Origin of the sequence: Photobacterium satsumensis, from assembly GCF_050336935.1 — a bacterium.
GTDB classification, from domain to species: domain Bacteria; phylum Pseudomonadota; class Gammaproteobacteria; order Enterobacterales; family Vibrionaceae; genus Photobacterium; species Photobacterium satsumensis.
In genome coordinates, this window is record NZ_JAKJSK010000007.1 from 1 (window position 1) to 16,567 (window position 16,567).

A 16,567-nucleotide genomic window follows, 5' to 3' on the forward strand; every position below is an offset into this window, starting at 1 on the left:
GTCTCATCGCTCATCGCTCATCGCTCATCGCTCATCGCTCATCGCTCATCGCTCATCGCTCATCGCTCATCGCTCATCGCTCATCGCTCATCGCTCATCGCTCATCGCTCATCGCTCATCGCTCATCGCTCATCGCTCATCGCTCATCGCTCATCGCTCATCGCTCATCGCCCGCATAATCTTTCTTTACTATTCAGCTATTTTTTCACCAACCGCTGTGCTACTTTGAACTTAAAGGTATAAATAACCATTTAAAGTGAATGGTTATGGTTTTAATGGCCCATTGGAATCGGTCAAATGCAATAACAAGCAACAGAGGAGTATGCTTATGATCAGGAGCGATCGACTACTCTATGAACTAGAACCTGATGGTTTTGGCGGCCGCCACTGTGAGTCTTGGGAAGAGTGGCAGCCGAAAGCCAGTCAGGCCTTGCCTAACTTCCCCGAAGATGTGCTGAAGCAATGGCTTTTCAGGCATTGGAAAGGGGTGCTCTGCAACTGGGGTTGGTTGGATTTTCAGTCAATGCGCTTTGAACTTGAGTCTTGGACCAGTGAGCAAATTCAGTCACAAATTCATACGCCCCATCAAGAGGTGGTTGATAAATTATCGCGCCGTATGACCAACCCGGTATTTCAGCGTAGCTGGCTGGTACAGCAGATGCAGGAAACCGGTACTTGGCCACAAGCACCCATTGTGCTTCGCTATGACCGAGATATACCGATGACAAACGGCAAGTCGCTTAAAGCCCCTTATAATTTATTGGAAGGGCATCATCGCATGGCGTATTTGAATAAAATTATTGACCAAGGTGCATATCACCAAGAACAGCATAAAATTTGGATAGTTAGCATCCCGCTGCATTAGCAGCGCAAACCATCTTTCAAGCTCGTCCTTCCAAAAAAGGGAAATGACATTACGTCATTTCCCTTTTTTATTAAACAAGTTTCTCATTGTGTTTTTTTTGTTGTGACTCGGATAAAACGTACTACTTGTTGCGATTTTGTTTCTTTTTGTGCTCAAAAAGTAGCCTGTTGGTTGTTTTTCTTATACCGTTTTTTTTGTTTTATAAATTCCTTATTCCATTTCGTTATTGATAAGGCTGTGATTTGTACTACCGGTATCCTGAATAAAACCTGAACCGAGTGCGGGGTTATCTGAATAATAATGGCGTAATTGAGTTTTTTTGTGGTTTTTTATGTGATTAATTTATGTTTATTTAGGTGGTGAAAAGTACTGTGATATTTTTTTATGTCAGTTTTTTGCTCTATTGATGATTTTTTTTGTTGTTGATATGTTTCATTTCGGCTCAGGACGAGTCTGAAAGATTAAAAAAATTATTACAGGTAAGTAAAAATGAAAAAAACACTTCTAGCAGTAGCAATCCCAGCAGTACTTTTCGCTCATTCCGCATCCGCCGTAGAAATTCTTAAATCCGACGAAGCACTTGTCGACTTCTATGGCCAACTTCGTACTGAAGTGAAAAAACTAGAGGATAAGGATGTCACTCTGAATGCTGGTTCTTCCCGTGCAGGTGTACAGGCACAGTACGCTGTTACGGACTCGGTAGATATTTTCGGTAAAGTTGAGTTTGGCCTGAACTACAACACAGCTTCTGAAGATTACACCATGAAAAACCGCCTACACTTCGCCGGTGTAGATACAGATTTCGGTAAGTTTTCATTCGGTCGCCAGTGGGTGGTTGCGGATGATATTTACGGCGCAGATTACTCATACTTCTTCGGCGGTACCGCACTACGTTACTCAACCCTTTCAGGTGCCCGTCACGACTCGCTAATCAAATATAACTACGAAGGTGAAAACTTCATCGTTGCGGGTAACGTTGGCTTGGCTGAAGATGACACAAACCAAGAGCTAGCAGAGCTGTATGTTGCATCTAGCTACGGTGGCTTTAATTTCCACGTTGGTGGTGGTGTTAACCGTGACAAGTCTTTCGATGTCGAAGAGGATACAGCTGATATTGAAAACACCTATTTCGAAGGTACAGTCGAGTATACAGTTGGCGCAGCACTAATCGGCTTCACTTACTACAACGCTGAGCTGAAGAACAAAGGTACTGGCAACACGATTGATGAAGATGGTTTCAGCCTTGCTGGTACATACAGCTGGGCAGATAACGCAACCGCATACGCTGGTTACGAGTACACTGAACAAGAGTCTAAAGCAATCAACACTGACGGTGATGGCAAGCTGTTCTATATCGGTACTGACTACCACTTCAACAGCTGGTCACGTATCTATGTTGAGTATGCATATGCTGACGGTGACACGCTTGGCTATACTAACAAATCTAGCGATAGCTTCGTGGGCGTAGCTTCTGCTGACGGCGAAAGCAACTTCGCAGTGGGTGCCCGCGTCTACTGGTAAGCCCCAACGTTCATTGTCTTATTTATTTTTGCCCGGCCATGCGCCGGGCCTTTTTTTATCTGAAAGGACGGTTTGAGTAAAGGTTATATAAAGGAGGGGAAGTTAATCGAATTTCTTGAGGTGTTGGTAGCACTTTCTCTCGGCGGCATTGAGTTCCATCATTAGGCGGTTGATATCCGCTTGTTGCTGCTTGAGCTTCTGCTGGCGTGATTGGATGGTGTGGAGCATATGTTGTACCTGAGAAGGGCTCTGGGCACCAGAATCATAGAGCTGGAATAACTCCTGTATTTCTTGGAGACTGAAGCCAAGACGCTTGCCACGCATGATCAAGATTAGCCGTGCCCGATCTTGACGCGAGAACACCCGGGTCTTTCCTTTTCTAAGCGGTGTAATTAATCCCTGATCCTCATAGAACCTGATGCTGCGTAGTGTCAGTGAAAACTCAGCCGCGAGCTGTGAAATGGTATAGCCCTCTTCTTGTCGAGCGGTATCCCTCATCTTTCTTTCCTTGAAATGTCTATGTCATTGCTAGGATCAAGTCCGTGATCCACTGACGATCATTCCATAACATGCGATAGATCACAAGCCATTAACATGGTGGAGCCGTATGAGGGGCAGAAAAAAGCCCCTCATCGAGGGGCTTGTAGACTTGTCTATCAAGGTTCAATTGATACGCTTATTCCGCTTTCGGCTTGTGCGATGGTGGCACATAGCCGTGGCGAACGCGGGAAGGGCTTGGACGCGAAAAACAACCAGCTGGTCTCATACTTTCTGACTCTCAAGGATAACGGAACGGGAACGGAATGTGGGGTAAACCTAAGGTTTGCTCCACAAAAAGATAGTAGCGTTAATAAGAGGTGAGAGAAACGTATCAAAGTTGAAAAGTTCAGCTATGTAACAACTTAATCTATAGAAGCTGTTTCATATAGATATTGGTTATTATAGCGGCGATCTTGTAGAGGGAGTGGAAGGAAAAAGTGCGGAACCTGTGCCATGCTTAATGCTGTGTCTAAGGCAACAGAGTTCGTCTGTGGCAAAGTTACCTTAAAGACATAGGTTATTACATTTATGGGTCAAAAGTGCTGTGGTTAACAGCGGAGGGTTCCATGAAGCATAAAAGAATGTCTAATCGTCGAATTAAGCAAATGTTGGAAGATATTAATCACGATGGTTTGTTCGATGAAGCAATCAGTAACGAGCACAATTCCATGGTTGAGGGAAAAGAACAATCAATAAACGAAGTCCCCCCCAACATTAATATTGATAGCGAGAATAAATAAGAAGCGCCGAAAGGCGCTTTTTTTTTGGCTTGATATCATGCTTTTGCGCAGTTGTTATTGACTTATTGCTTTAGTGTAAACATTGCTAGATGTTTCTGCTGTATATTTATTCATTCCTGCAGTTTTTTATTCAAATTTTACATTTTTTTGGCTTATTTGGCGGATTTTTCTCTAGAAGTCAGGTTTTGTGATAGATATGGCTGCAACAAAACTGACATCTAGCTTGTTGTACTGCTTGAGTGGTTGATATTAAGAATTATGTCGGTTTTTGTAATCAAAATGTGGCAAATTACTTCAATGCCTGATAATGTTTTGACCAATTCTTCGGTTTGCTTTGTGTTGTTTAGGATTAACGATGCAAATATTGTGAGATGGCACCGGCTGGAGAACGCAAGGACGTATTTAACGATGTATTGGAGCTAATGCATGTATAAGAATAAAATTACCCAGGGGATTCTTCTGGGCGCTGGTATGGCTGTAGCAGCCACCTCTTTCTCCACTCTTGCTGCTGACGTACCTGAAGGGGTAAAACTTGCTGCCAAGCAAGAATTGGTTCGTGGTAATGGTACTGAAGTTGCCTCTCTTGACCCACACAAAACAGAAGGTGTGCCTGAGTCACACGTCATCCGTGACCTGCTTGAAGGTTTGGTAAACCAGGATGAAAATGGTAACACTGTCCCTGGTGTTGCTGAAAGTTGGGAGACTACCGACAACCGCACTTTCACATTCCACCTGCGTAAAGATGCTAAATGGTCAAACGGCGATCCTGTGACTGCACACGACTTCGTGTACAGCTTCAAGCGTGCTGTTGATCCCGCGACAGCTTCTCCGTATTCATGGTACCTAGAAATGACCACCATGAAGAATGCAGATGACATTATCGCAGGTAAAGCAGACAAGAATACACTGGGTGTATCAGCGACAGATGACAACACTCTGGTTATCGAGCTTGAGCAGGCTGTACCATACTTCGTGAAGATGATGGGTCACACCACTGTTAAGCCAGTCAACCGCAAAGTTGTTGAGAAATTTGGCGATAACTGGACCAAGCCAGAAAACTTCGTAGGTAACGGTGCATACACCCTAGACAACTGGGTGGTGAACGAGCGCATCGTACTAACTCGCAGCGAGAACTACTGGGATAACGAAAATACCGTTATCAATAAGGTTACGTTCCTGCCAATCGAAAACCAAGTTGCTGAGATGAACCGCTTCCTAGCAGGCGAGATCGATATCACCAACGAACTACCAAACGAGCACTTCCGCCGTCTTGAGAAGCAGCACGCTGATTCAGTGTCTATTTCCGGTAACCTGTGTTCTTACTACTATGGCTTTAACAACCAAAAAGCGCCTTTTGACGACGTACGTGTCCGTAAAGCTCTGTCTTACGCTATCGACCGTGACATCGTGACCAAAGCGCTGCTTGGCCAAGGCCAGAAATCAGGTTATTTCCTAACACCTGAAATTACTGCTAACTTCAACCCAGTGACGCCTGAGTATGGTCAGATGACTCAGAAAGAGCGTAACGCGAAAGCGAAAGAGCTGCTAGAAGAGGCTGGCTTCGGTCCAAGTAACCCACTTAACTTCACGCTGCTGTACAACACATCAGAAAACCACAAGAAGATTGCCGTCGCGGTTGCTTCTATGTGGAAAAAGAACCTGAATGTTACAGCTAACCTGGAAAACCAGGAGTGGAAGACTTACCTAGATACTCGTCGTCAGGGTGACTTTGACGTAACACGTGCTGGTTGGTGTGGTGACTACAATGAAGCGTCAAGCTTCCTGTCACTGATGCAGAGCAACAACAGCTCTAATGACCCTCGTTACAACAGCAAGGCATACGATGCGATCATGGCGAAAGCGTTGGAGTCTACTTCAGATGCAGAGCGCGAGCAGCTATATATCCAGGCTGAGCAGTTGCTAGCTGAAGATATGCCAATTGCACCTATCTACCAATACGTGAAAGCGCGTCTGGTTAACCCGCAAGTGGGTGGCTATCCTGCGAACAACGCAGAAGACAAGCTCTTCTCCAAAGATATGTACATCATTGCTGAATAATAACCAGCAAGAAGCATGATAATAAGCGCTGCTCTCAGGACGGGAGCAGTGCCCTTTCTGGTATTTCACACCAGTATTAATTGACTGTCACAGACTAAAAAGAACGGTGGAGTTTATGATTAAATTCATCGCAAAACGGATTTTTGAAGCAATACCAACCCTGTTGGTACTCATCACAATTTCCTTTTTCCTGATGCGCTTTGCACCAGGCAACCCATTTTCCAGCGAGCGTCCGCTTCCTCCAGAAGTGATGGCTAACATCGAGGCCAAGTATGGCCTAGATAAGCCGGTATTCGAGCAATACACCACCTACCTTGGCAATATCGTGCAAGGTGATTTCGGTCCATCCTTTAAATATAAAGATTTCACCGTCAACGAGCTGGTAACCAAAGCCTTGCCTGTTTCGGCGAAAATTGGTTTCTTCGCGTTTATCTTTGCATTGGTGATGGGGGTCACCGTCGGCACCATTGCCGCGTTGAAGCAAAATAGTTGGATAGATTACTGCATTATGTCGACGGCCATGGCCGGGGTGGTGATGCCGTCGTTTATTCTCGCCCCGGTACTGATCTATATCTTCTCTATTAACTTGGGCTGGCTACCAGCTGGTGGCTGGAACGACGGTGGCATGAAATACATGCTGTTGCCAATGATGGGGATGTCGTTGCTTTATGTGGCAACCTTTGCCCGTATTACCCGTGGTAGCATGATCGAAACCCTCAACAGTAACTTCATTCGTACCGCACGTGCGAAGGGCTTGGGCTATGGCTACATCATCGTCAAGCATGCCCTGAAACCGGCCTTGTTACCTGTGGTCTCCTACATGGGGCCAGCATTCGTCGGTATCATTACCGGCTCGGTTGTTATCGAAACCATCTTCGGCCTGCCGGGGATCGGTAAGTTGTTTGTAAATGCAGCTTTCAACCGTGACTACTCTCTAGTATTGGGTATCACTATTCTGATTGGTTCTTTGACCATTATCTTCAACGCCATTGTCGACATTGTTCTGGCGTACATTGATCCAAAAATCCGTTACTAAGGGGCCCAACCGATGATGCTGACAAAAAAAGAAAACGTAGAAGCGGTTGAGAACTTTTCCGAGCAATTGGAGATTGAAGGCCGTAGTTTGTGGCAGGATGCCCGTATCCGTTTTATGCGAAATAAAGCGGCAATGGTGAGCTTGACGATTCTATCTTTGATCACCTTGGCGGTTATTTTTGGCCCAATGTTTAGTCACTATGCATTTGACGATACTGACTGGTACGCACTGCATGCGGCGCCAAGCCTCGGCGCTGAAGGTCACTTCTTTGGCACCGATAGTCTAGGTCGAGACCTGTTTACCCGTACGTTGGTCGGTGGCCGTATTTCACTGATGGTAGGGATCATGGGGGCACTGGTTGCCGTCTTGATAGGTACCCTTTACGGCGCAACCTCTGGTTTTATTGGTGGCCGTACTGACCGAGTGATGATGCGTATTCTGGAAATTCTCTACTCGATCCCATTCATGTTCTTCGTGATCGTACTGGTGACTTTCTTTGGCCGTAATATCATGCTGATCTTTGTGGCAATTGGTGCAATTTCTTGGCTCGATATGGCCCGTATCGTTCGTGGTCAGACCCTGTCATTACGCAGTAAAGAGTTTATCGAAGCCGCGCGCGTATCAGGCGTTAGCCAGTGGCGTATCATTACCCGCCATATTGTTCCGAATGTACTGGGTATCGTAGCGGTTTACTCAACCTTACTCGTTCCGTCGATGATCCTGACTGAATCATTCCTAAGCTTCCTAGGTTTGGGTGTTCAGGAGCCGATGACCAGCTGGGGGGCTCTGTTGCAAGAAGGCTCTCAGACCATGGAAGTTGCCATCTGGCAGTTGATGTTCCCCGCAGCCTTTATGGTGGTGACGTTGTTCTGCTTTAACTATGTGGGTGACGGCTTGCGTGACGCACTGGATCCAAAAGACAGATAACAAGAAGATCTCGGGCCTGCTGTGCTGGAACGGCGAGCAGGCCAAGAGTAGATAGATTATAAGGAAGTACTATGAGCTTATTAGATGTCAAAGATCTACGCGTAGAATTCAAAACTCAAGACGGTATTGTCACCGCGGTTAACGATCTAAACTTTTCGCTCAACCAGGGTGAAACCCTGGGTATTGTTGGTGAATCCGGCTCAGGTAAGAGCCAGACGGTTTTCGCTATCATGGGCCTGTTGGCCAAAAACGGCATCATTGGCGGTAGCGCTAAATTTGAAGGCCGAGAAATCCTTAACCTACCGGAAAAAGAACTGAACCGGATCCGTGCCGAACAAATCGCGATGATTTTCCAGGATCCGATGACTTCGCTGAATCCCTATATGAAAGTAAGCGATCAGCTGATGGAAGTGCTGATGCTGCACAAGGGAATGGGTAAAGCTGAGGCGTTCGAAGAAAGTGTTCGCATGTTGGATGCAGTGAAAATTCCGGAGGCACGTAAGCGTATTACCATGTACCCACACGAGTTTTCTGGTGGTATGCGCCAGCGTGTGATGATTGCGATGGCTTTGCTGTGCAGTCCTAAGCTTTTGATTGCCGATGAGCCGACGACAGCACTGGATGTGACCGTACAGGCACAGATCATGGAGTTGTTGAACGAGCTGAAAACTGATTTCAACACGGCGATCATTATGATCACTCACGATCTTGGTGTGGTTGCCGGTAGTTGTGACAAGGTTCTGGTGATGTACGCTGGCCGTACCATGGAATACGGCAAAATAAATGAGATATTCTATCAACCATCGCATCCGTATACCGAGGGGCTACTTAGAGCGATCCCGCGTTTGGATACCGACGGTGAAGAGCTGCCAACTATTCCGGGTAACCCGCCTAACTTACTGCGTCTGCCTGTCGGCTGCCCTTATCAGGAACGATGCCACCGTGCATCTAGCCGCTGCTCGCAAGAAGCGCCTCAATTGAAGGCATTTACTGAAGGTCGCTTACGCGCTTGTTTTTCTGATGTGGGGACGTGGTAATGGAAGCTCAAAAGAAAGTATTACTCGATATTCATGATCTGAAGGTTCACTTCAGTATTGCCCAGAAATCAGCATGGCCGTGGACTAAGCCATTGAGCCTTAAAGCGGTTGATGGTGTTGATATCCGCCTTTATGAAGGTGAAACACTGGGCGTGGTTGGAGAGTCAGGTTGTGGTAAATCGACGTTTGCCCGTGCCGTCATCGGCTTGGTCGAAGCAACCGATGGCAATGTGGTTTGGCTCGGCCAAGATCTGACCAAACTCGATCACAAAGCAATGCGTGAAAAACGTAAAGATATCCAGATGATTTTCCAGGATCCGCTGGCATCGCTTAACCCACGTATGACGGTTGGTGAGATCATCGCAGAGCCATTGAAAGCGTATTTCCCAGAGCTTTCTAGCGATGACGTTAAAGATCAAGTTAAAGGCATGATGTCCAAAGTGGGTCTGCTGCCGAACGTCATTAACCGTTATCCACACGAATTTTCCGGGGGCCAGTGTCAGCGTATCGGTATTGCCCGTGCTTTGATCCTCAAGCCTAAAATGATCATTTGTGATGAGCCTGTTTCAGCACTAGATGTATCTATTCAGGCGCAAGTCGTGAATTTGCTGAAATCATTACAGCAAGAAATGGGCCTTAGCCTGATTTTCATCGCTCACGATCTGTCGGTGGTTAAGCACATTTCTGACCGTGTTTTGGTGATGTATCTCGGCAATGCGGTTGAGATGGGTGAATCCGATGCACTGTTCAGTGAGCCAAAGCACCCTTATACCAAAGCTTTGATGTCGGCAGTGCCTATTCCGGATCCGGATTTGGAGCGGGCCAAGCATATTGAGTTGCTGGAAGGGGATCTGCCTTCGCCGATGAACCCGCCATCAGGCTGCGTATTCCGTACTCGCTGTCCTGTTGCGACCGCGGAGTGTGCGAATAAAAAGCCAGTATTGAGCGGCGGTGAAGTTCATGCGGTATCCTGCCTGAATGTTCAGTAATTCAAGCCTGTGACAGGCTTTGGGCGCGGTGTAAAAGCCGCGCCTTTTTTATAGGGTAATGTTGGTGAAAATGCCAATAAAATAAATAGTTATGCTATTGATGAGGGTGTAACTAACATGTAACAATAAGCTGTCATCAATCGTATGGTTCTTGCTTGGATAGCGCGGGATCGGTTGGTGGTAGTGGAATAGTAAACAAGGATTGTTGTATGCGGTCATTATCCGTTAAGTGGAAAATAGCCCTGATGGCCGGGCTAGGGTTACTGGCAACAGTAACGGTATTAACAGGCCTCTCTTTTTATTTTGCCTCCCAGAACCAACAGCTCGTTAGCCAACAGGTGTTTTCTACCCTCAGGACAAAATCACAACTTGTGGTGCAGTCTCAAGCCGAAAAGCAAAGTACGAATGTTCAGCAGTATCTTGATGAAGCTGCATACCGCGCCGAGATGCTGGCACAAAGTGTACTTTTTCTAAAATTCAATGCCGAAGAAAACTACACCAACAGCTCTGAACTACGCGGTTCTATTAGCGAGCTTCTTCGTCGATCCGTTAATGAGTTCGATAATATTCATGGCGCGTTTGTGGTGTTCAACCCTAATGCACTCGATGGTGAAGATAGCAACTATGTGAATGCCGATTACGTTGGTGCCAATGAGCAGGGACGTTTTTCGCCGTATTGGGCTAAATCGCCATCTGGCGACGCTGAGCAATTTATCTTTTCTGAGCAGCAATTACTTTCTAGTCAATCTGTTTGGTCACCATGTCTTAATAATTCTGCTGGGCTGTGTGTGTCCAACCCGCAACGGGCAGGATTTGGCCAGCAAGCACCAGTAGTCAGTACTATAACTGTGCCATTAGATGTTAACGGCGAAGTCGTTGGCGTGATGGGGATTGATATTCGATTAGCCCCACTACAACCTTTGGTGCAAGCTGTTGACCAATCTTTGTTTGACGGTATCGGCAATGTCAGCCTGATCAGTCAGGACAATACGATTGTCGCTTGGGATCAGGGACAAAGCCGAATAGGTTTGAAGGTTAATCAAACAGACGGTTTACCTGAAGAATTGACTCTGTGGCTGCAGGGCGGTGAAGAGCAAATGCTTTGGACCCCTGATGAACAGTGGTTGTATGCCTACACGCCGGTAAGACTGGGACAGATGAGCTGGGGGATTGTTATTCAGCTACCTGTTGAGCGGGTACTGGCCGAAGCCATTGCCTTGGACTCAGATATCTCCCGGCAGCGTGAGCAGTCGACATGGGTGCAATTGGTGACCAGTTTGGTGGTTGCTATTGCCGGTCTGCTGCTGGTGGTACTTGCCGCCTCTCGTTTGGTCGCACCGATTCGCCATGTTGCCGAGCGGCTTGAAGACATAGCAACCGGTGAAGGGGATCTTACCCAGCGACTTCATATCGAGCAGGATGACGAAGTTGGTCAGCTTGCACTGTGGTTCAACCGTTTTCTGGACAAACTCCAGGCGACAATCGGCGATGTTGTTGTTGCCGTGAATGACGTCGGTACCACGTCAAAACAAGCAGCAGAGGTGGCTAACCATACCCGAGATGGTAGCCAAGCTCAGTTCCGTGAAGTCGATATGGTGGCGACAGCCTCTGAGGAAATGGCGCAGACTGCAGAGCAGGTGGTGGGTTATACCGAAACGGCGGTGGTTGCTGCCGGGCAGGCCGATAGCGCCGTCCGCGATGGTCATCAGGTGATCAAGCAATCTGCCACCTCAATGGATAACTTGGTGGTCAGAATGGAAAATGCCGTTCCGGTTGCTAAGGAACTTGAGACCAACAGTGAAGATATCAACCAGATCCTCCAGGTTATAGAAGGTATCTCGGAGCAGACCAATTTACTGGCATTGAATGCAGCAATTGAAGCGGCACGTGCCGGTGAGCAAGGGCGCGGCTTTGCCGTTGTCGCCGATGAGGTTCGCCAGTTGGCCAGCCGTACACATGATTCGGTAGGACAGATCCGTACCGTGATTGAAGTGCTGCAGCAAGGAACGCGCGATGTGGTTGTCGCGATTGAAGAGGGCAACCAACTGGCCGGGGAGACTTCTTCCCAAGTCGGGCAGGCGGTGGTCAGCCTGGGACAGATCACCGAAGCGGTGGCATCTATCCAGTCGATGAACGAACAGATCATGCACGCTGCCCAAGAGCAACAGGCGGTTTCTGCCGAGGTTAACCGCAATGTTTCCAATATCCGTGGCTTGAGTGAAAATATCCTTGAGCAGGCAGAGAGATCGGCGGGGATCGGTGAACGGTTGGCTGAGTTATCTCAGCATCAGCAAGCGCTAGCTGGCCAGTTTAAAGTCTAAGTCAACACTTGATACCAAACGCTTATAAAAACACCGGGAAATAACCCGGTGTTTTCGTTTAGGTCGGGTTAGAACTTAGTCAACCGGATACCAGTAACCATAGTTAACCAACTGCGTGAGTAATGCGACAAAAGCAGGATGATCAATGAGCTTGCCCAGCATGTCTTGGCTGACATCTTCGGCATCGCACAGATAGCTAGCCGCGGTGCCACACTCTTCTGGTAGCTCATAGGTTTCGCCGTTGATATACAGCAGGTGAGGTTGTTCTGGGTAGTAGAAGGCACGCAGACCACCCAGTCGCTTGAGTATTTCGCCGCTTTCGAGGAATTGGTAGATTTCAGCTTGTTGCCATGGTGGCTCAGCAGCAATCACATCTAATTCGTGTCGGCTTTGGCTCAAGTGTTCACCCATCCATCTTTTCATCATGTCAGGGTGATCCAGCAGGCTGCGCATCATGGCTTCCATATCAGCAAACTCGCTGGACAAGATAGCCCCAGGCGTCTTGCGCGCTGGCAGCTCAGGGTTATGGTAGTGGACATCACCCACTTCGTTGGCAATCACAAAGTCAGCAAAACTGCTGAGTAATTCCTGCTTCTTAGGCGAACGGAAGCCGATAGAGAAGCTCATCGAGGTATCGATAGCGTAGCCGTCATGCGGGAAACCCGGTGGGATGTAAAGAATATCACCCGGCTCAAGCACATCGTCGATGATAGGATCGAAGCCTTTGATCTGGCGAAGTGCCGGGTGACCAAATTCCTCTTCGTAATCATCTTTTTTCGGGCCGACTCGCCAGTGGCGCTTCCCCGATCCTTGAACGATGAAGACATCGTACTGGTCGATGTGAGCACCAACGCCGCCACCAGGGGTTGAGTAGCTGATCATCAAATCATCAAACAGCCAGTTGGGCATTTGACGAAATGGCGTGACTAGGCGAGCGGCACCTTCGTGCCAATGGTTGGCCGCTTGAACGATGAACGACCAATTATCTTCCGGTACGTTATCGAAGGTAAGTGGGCCGTGTTTTACATCCCACTCGTCGCCTTGCTTGGCGATATAGCGGGAGTCGACTTCTTCTTCCATGGCAAGGCCTGCCAGCTCGTCTGGGCTGATAGGGTCGATAAAATCTTTGAAGCCACCTTTGATGATGGTCGGTTTCTTTTGCCAGAACTCGGCAAGGAATTCTTCGAAGGAGAAGGTGAGTTGATACATAGGATTGCTTTTAAATGCTGACTATTGTGTGGGGATTATATACCCAAGTTACTTCAAGATGCAGGTTCAGCGAGAATTTTTAAGCTTTTAGACAATGCATTGATTAGAAGATCTAGTGGCTCTAAATCGAAAAGCAATAACGTAGTATAGAAGCTTAGGAAACTCGCCCTTCGGGAGGGGGTCAGCCCATCCAATCCATCGTTGAAGCTTTTTAAAAGGGAGTGCCATTCCTGCAAATGACTGATTTCAAAACGGCACTCATTAGATACCCAAAACAGAGAGAATGTACTCGCATAGGTTGAGTAGAGCCATTACCATGTACGGCTGACCTATTGAAAGAAGTAGTAATTTATGTCTTTTCCTCCTTGCCCAATGTGCAATTCTGAATACGTGTACCCAGATCAAAACCATCTTGTTTGCCCCGAGTGTTCGCATGAATGGAACCCATCGGAAGCCGCGAGTGATGAAGCGGTATTTACCGTAAAAGATGCCAACGGCACGCTGCTGGAAGAAGGGGATAAAGTGACGCTAGCCAAAGATCTCAAAGTTAAAGGCAGCTCGATGGTGATGAAGATTGGTACTAAGGCGGTTATTCGTCGGATCGTTGAAGGCAAGGATCACCAATTGGATTGCAAAGTCGATGGTGCTGGCGAAATGATGGTAACGGCGAAATTCGTGAAAAAAGCCTGACTGAATACCCCAACGAAAACCTCTGTCTAGCAGCCCACAATTTTCTCTTTCCTTGGCTTGCCATCCCTTGGTTGGTAAGCCATGTTGTTAATATCCAACAAATTACAATATTTATGTTATCACCGTCGAAAAGGTCATTGATAATGTTTCCATCTGATTTTATTAGCTATTTTTTATGTTAGTGTCGGTTTTTTGCTATTAAGATTTGGATGTTATATGACGGAAATGGCAATATCGAACTATCTTGCGGGGTTTCTATTTATCATCGCATGTTATCCATTTTGTCTGGTTGCTGTTAACATTTTCTTCCATGCGTCGATACGAAATAAAGTCTCTCTCTGGTTTAATTTAGCCTGCTTGTTACTGCTCGCATTTTTGTTATATATGCATATGCAAGTGGAAGTCATATATGGTCAGGAATTGCTGGACGCTTGGTACAAGGGTAATCCAGATAATTGATGTGTATTACCAACAAAAAGGCCAGCAAAAGCTGGCCTTGGATTAAGCAGTAAATCATTTAGCGATTACAGCTTGTCAGTTAGCTTAATTGCGTCACCGATGTAGTTCGCTGGCGTCATTTCTTTCAGGCGTGCTTTCTCGTGCTCTGGCAGTTCCAGACCATCGATGAAGTTACGCATGCCTTCGCCGTCAACACGCTTGCCGCGAGTTAGCTCTTTTAGCTTCTCGTAAGGCTTTTCGATGCCGTAGCGACGCATGACTGTTTGTACAGGCTCTGCCAGTACTTCCCAGTTTCGGTCTAGCTCAGCTTCTAGTGCTGCTTGGTTAACTTCCAGCTTGCTGATACCTTTTAGCGTTGAAGTGTATGCAATGATTGCATAGCCACAACCTACGCCTAGGTTACGCAGCACTGTCGAGTCCGTTAGGTCACGCTGCCAGCGAGAAACCGGTAGCTTCTGCGCTAGGTGGCCGAAGATAGCGTTTGCTAGGCCAAGGTTACCTTCTGAGTTTTCGAAGTCGATTGGGTTAACTTTGTGCGGCATTGTCGAAGAGCCGATTTCACCTGCGATAGTCTTCTGTTTGAAGTGACCTAGCGCGATGTAGCCCCAAACGTCACGGTCGAAGTCTAGTAGGATCGTGTTGAAGCGAGCGATAGCATCGAATAGCTCTGCGATGTAATCGTGCGGTTCAATCTGAGTCGTGTACGGGTTCCACGTTACGCCAAGAGACTCAGTGATGAACTCTTCGCTGAACTGGTGCCAGTCAACTTCAGGGTATGCAGAGATATGAGCGTTGTAGTTACCTACAGCACCATTGATTTTCGCTAGGATTTCAACGTTAGCGATCTGCTTGTACTGGCGCTCCATACGGTATGCAACGTTAGCCATTTCTTTACCCATCGTAGATGGAGAAGCTGGCTGGCCGTGGGTACGAGAAAGAAGGGGTACTTCACGGTATTCGTTGGCAAGGCCTTTGATCGCATCGATAACGTTGCGAATTTCAGGCAGGATAACTTGCTCGCGCGCTTCGTGTAGCATAAGGGCGTGAGACGTGTTGTTGATATCTTCAGAGGTACATGCGAAGTGAATGAATTCATTTACAGCGTGTAGCTCTGGTACTTCAGCGACTTTTTCTTTCAGGAAGTATTCAACAGCTTTCACATCGTGGTTGGTTGTACGCTCAATAGTCTTGATACGCATTGCGTCTTCTTCGCTGAACTCAGCAGCAACGCGATCTAGGAACGCATTGGCTTCAGCACTAAACGCAGGTACTTCCACGATAGCATCAGTAGCGGCAAGTTTTTGTAGCCAGCGGATCTCAACGATTGTGCGGTACTTTAGCAGACCATATTCACTGAAAATGCTGCGAAGTGAAATCGTTTTACTTCCGTAGCGGCCGTCTACTGGGGAAACAGCAGTCAATGCTGACAGTTCCATGTTGCTCTCTCCTGAATCAATTAAGGTTTAAACAAGGTGTAACTCTCACCCTTGCTATGGTTTAGCGAGGGGATGAAAAAGTGCCAGCAACGCTGGCACTAAATATTTTATTAGCAGCGGGCTAGCAGGATTTTAGCCTGCTCAACCATCTGTTTGCGTCCGAAGATCAAATGGCGGCGTTTGCCACCGACTTGGCGCCATAGTACCGCAGAGCGAATTGCGGCGAGGAGTAGGGCACGCACTTTGTGCTGCACACTCTGCTGCTGGAGCTGGGCGGGTGTGCCCGTTACTTGGATTCGAGGCCCTAGAGGGCTAATGATATCCAGATAAATGCTTGCCAAATTACTGATCATTTGGTCTTCCAGCAGTTCGAAATGATCCGTCTGGCGTTGGGCCGTACTGATACGATCACCCAGCTGCGCCATGCTGTCTCGGCGACTGTCTAGCTTGCGCTCCAGCGCCATAACACTGACTAAGTAGCGAGTCATCTCATTACCTGAAGGCGTGTTATCAATCTCGGCTGCCAGCGCTTCGAGACCTACCTTCAAATTGGCTTCGTTACCAAAGATCTCAATGGTGTTCGACGGGTTGGTTGCCATGATGCTTCTTAAGCTGGCTTCCAGTACGTCATGGTCACAATGGCCGTCTCGGGCAATTTTTTGAACCAGTTTTACTGCCTGGCAAATACCGGCAAAAGCAATGGTACGGTCATATACAGTGTGTGCCACGTGCCTCAACT

At 47.4% G+C, this 16,567-nt stretch carries 15 protein-coding genes and 1 pseudogene; 12 read left to right on the forward strand and 4 right to left on the reverse strand.

The window, feature by feature from the left end:
- The 3 genes and pseudogenes from L4D79_RS11760 to L4D79_RS11770 all read left to right on the forward strand — a co-directional run.
- Positions 1–243 (forward strand): annotated as a pseudogene (locus L4D79_RS11760) (hypothetical protein); the annotation flags it as partial.
- 85 nt (positions 244–328) lie between these two features.
- Positions 329–865, forward strand: coding sequence for a hypothetical protein (locus L4D79_RS11765; RefSeq protein WP_428651767.1), 537 nt, complete (start codon positions 329–331; stop codon positions 863–865).
- Positions 866–1,354: 489 nt separating this feature from the next.
- The gene (locus L4D79_RS11770; protein ID WP_428651768.1) at positions 1,355–2,386 is read left to right on the forward strand and encodes a porin; all 1,032 of its coding nucleotides are present in this window, start codon (positions 1,355–1,357) and stop codon (positions 2,384–2,386) included.
- Positions 2,387–2,488: 102 nt separating this feature from the next.
- On the opposite strand, the gene L4D79_RS11775 is transcribed toward L4D79_RS11770, so the two are convergent.
- Positions 2,489–2,884, reverse strand: a complete 396-nt coding sequence (locus L4D79_RS11775; protein ID WP_428651769.1) for a MerR family transcriptional regulator — start codon at positions 2,882–2,884, stop codon at positions 2,489–2,491.
- A 608-nt stretch (positions 2,885–3,492) separates the two neighbouring features.
- On the opposite strand from L4D79_RS11775, the gene L4D79_RS11780 reads away from it, so the two are divergent.
- The 7 genes from L4D79_RS11780 (at position 3,493) to L4D79_RS11810 (ending at position 12,034) form a co-directional block, all read left to right on the forward strand.
- Positions 3,493–3,666 carry a hypothetical protein gene (locus L4D79_RS11780; RefSeq protein ID WP_428651770.1) on the forward strand — a complete coding sequence of 58 codons (174 nt, stop codon included), beginning with the start codon at positions 3,493–3,495 and terminating at the stop codon, positions 3,664–3,666.
- 426 nt (positions 3,667–4,092) lie between these two features.
- Positions 4,093–5,724, forward strand: a complete 1,632-nt coding sequence (locus tag L4D79_RS11785) for an ABC transporter substrate-binding protein (protein ID WP_428651771.1) — start codon at positions 4,093–4,095, stop codon at positions 5,722–5,724.
- Positions 5,725–5,839: 115 nt separating this feature from the next.
- Positions 5,840–6,760, forward strand: a complete 921-nt coding sequence (oppB, locus tag L4D79_RS11790; protein ID WP_428651772.1) for an oligopeptide ABC transporter permease OppB — start codon at positions 5,840–5,842, stop codon at positions 6,758–6,760.
- 15 nt (positions 6,761–6,775) lie between these two features.
- Positions 6,776–7,687 (forward strand): oligopeptide ABC transporter permease OppC, encoded by a 912-nt coding sequence (gene oppC, locus L4D79_RS11795; protein ID WP_428652586.1) that lies wholly within the window; start codon positions 6,776–6,778, stop codon positions 7,685–7,687.
- A gap of 71 nt (positions 7,688–7,758) precedes the next feature.
- Entirely contained in the window at positions 7,759–8,724 is a 966-nt protein-coding gene (locus L4D79_RS11800; RefSeq protein ID WP_428651773.1) for an ABC transporter ATP-binding protein, read from the forward strand.
- Positions 8,724–9,713 carry a murein tripeptide/oligopeptide ABC transporter ATP binding protein OppF gene (gene oppF, locus L4D79_RS11805; RefSeq protein WP_428651774.1) on the forward strand — a complete coding sequence of 330 codons (990 nt, stop codon included), beginning with the start codon at positions 8,724–8,726 and terminating at the stop codon, positions 9,711–9,713. Before L4D79_RS11800 ends, oppF begins: the two co-directional genes overlap by 1 nt.
- A 209-nt stretch (positions 9,714–9,922) precedes the next feature.
- A complete protein-coding gene (locus tag L4D79_RS11810) occupies positions 9,923–12,034 on the forward strand; it encodes a methyl-accepting chemotaxis protein (RefSeq protein ID WP_428651775.1) in 2,112 nt (703 codons plus the stop codon).
- 75 nt (positions 12,035–12,109) lie between these two features.
- Here L4D79_RS11810 and L4D79_RS11815 read toward each other — a convergent pair whose 3' ends face one another.
- Complete coding sequence (locus tag L4D79_RS11815; RefSeq protein WP_428651776.1) at positions 12,110–13,243, reverse strand: ribosomal protein uL16 3-hydroxylase; 1,134 nt, start codon at positions 13,241–13,243, stop codon at positions 12,110–12,112.
- Between the two features lie 351 nt (positions 13,244–13,594).
- Here L4D79_RS11815 and L4D79_RS11820 point away from each other — a divergent pair, with 351 nt between their 5' ends.
- Positions 13,595–13,933, forward strand: coding sequence for a zinc ribbon domain-containing protein YjdM (locus tag L4D79_RS11820; RefSeq protein WP_428651777.1), 339 nt, complete (start codon positions 13,595–13,597; stop codon positions 13,931–13,933).
- 216 nt (positions 13,934–14,149) lie between these two features.
- On the forward strand, positions 14,150–14,392 hold the full coding sequence (locus L4D79_RS11825; RefSeq protein WP_428651778.1) for a hypothetical protein: 243 nt from the start codon (positions 14,150–14,152) through the stop codon (positions 14,390–14,392).
- A gap of 65 nt (positions 14,393–14,457) precedes the next feature.
- Here L4D79_RS11825 and purB read toward each other — a convergent pair whose 3' ends face one another.
- Both purB and hflD read right to left on the reverse strand, forming a co-directional pair.
- Positions 14,458–15,828, reverse strand: coding sequence for an adenylosuccinate lyase (gene purB / locus L4D79_RS11830; protein ID WP_428651779.1), 1,371 nt, complete (start codon positions 15,826–15,828; stop codon positions 14,458–14,460).
- Between the two features lie 110 nt (positions 15,829–15,938).
- Positions 15,939–16,556, reverse strand: coding sequence for a high frequency lysogenization protein HflD (hflD, locus tag L4D79_RS11835; protein ID WP_255042066.1), 618 nt, complete (start codon positions 16,554–16,556; stop codon positions 15,939–15,941).
- Positions 16,557–16,567 lie beyond the last annotated feature (11 nt).

Bases quoted from the DNA above. Each gene is read 5' to 3' on its own strand.
- L4D79_RS11765 (WP_428651767.1), top strand. From the start codon at position 329: ATGATCAGGAGCGATCGACTACTCTATGAACTAGAACCTGATGGTTTT.
- L4D79_RS11810 (WP_428651775.1), top strand. From the start codon at position 9,923: ATGCGGTCATTATCCGTTAAGTGGAAAATAGCCCTGATGGCCGGGCTA.
- L4D79_RS11825 (WP_428651778.1), top strand. From the start codon at position 14,150: ATGACGGAAATGGCAATATCGAACTATCTTGCGGGGTTTCTATTTATC.
- L4D79_RS11780 (WP_428651770.1), top strand. From the start codon at position 3,493: ATGAAGCATAAAAGAATGTCTAATCGTCGAATTAAGCAAATGTTGGAA.
- L4D79_RS11800 (WP_428651773.1), top strand. From the start codon at position 7,759: ATGAGCTTATTAGATGTCAAAGATCTACGCGTAGAATTCAAAACTCAA.
- L4D79_RS11815 (WP_428651776.1), bottom strand. From the start codon at position 13,243: ATGTATCAACTCACCTTCTCCTTCGAAGAATTCCTTGCCGAGTTCTGG.
- L4D79_RS11785 (WP_428651771.1), top strand. From the start codon at position 4,093: ATGTATAAGAATAAAATTACCCAGGGGATTCTTCTGGGCGCTGGTATG.
- oppB (WP_428651772.1), top strand. From the start codon at position 5,840: ATGATTAAATTCATCGCAAAACGGATTTTTGAAGCAATACCAACCCTG.
- L4D79_RS11820 (WP_428651777.1), top strand. From the start codon at position 13,595: ATGTCTTTTCCTCCTTGCCCAATGTGCAATTCTGAATACGTGTACCCA.
- oppF (WP_428651774.1), top strand. From the start codon at position 8,724: ATGGAAGCTCAAAAGAAAGTATTACTCGATATTCATGATCTGAAGGTT.
- L4D79_RS11775 (WP_428651769.1), bottom strand. From the start codon at position 2,884: ATGAGGGATACCGCTCGACAAGAAGAGGGCTATACCATTTCACAGCTC.
- purB (WP_428651779.1), bottom strand. From the start codon at position 15,828: ATGGAACTGTCAGCATTGACTGCTGTTTCCCCAGTAGACGGCCGCTAC.
- oppC (WP_428652586.1), top strand. From the start codon at position 6,776: ATGCTGACAAAAAAAGAAAACGTAGAAGCGGTTGAGAACTTTTCCGAG.
- L4D79_RS11770 (WP_428651768.1), top strand. From the start codon at position 1,355: ATGAAAAAAACACTTCTAGCAGTAGCAATCCCAGCAGTACTTTTCGCT.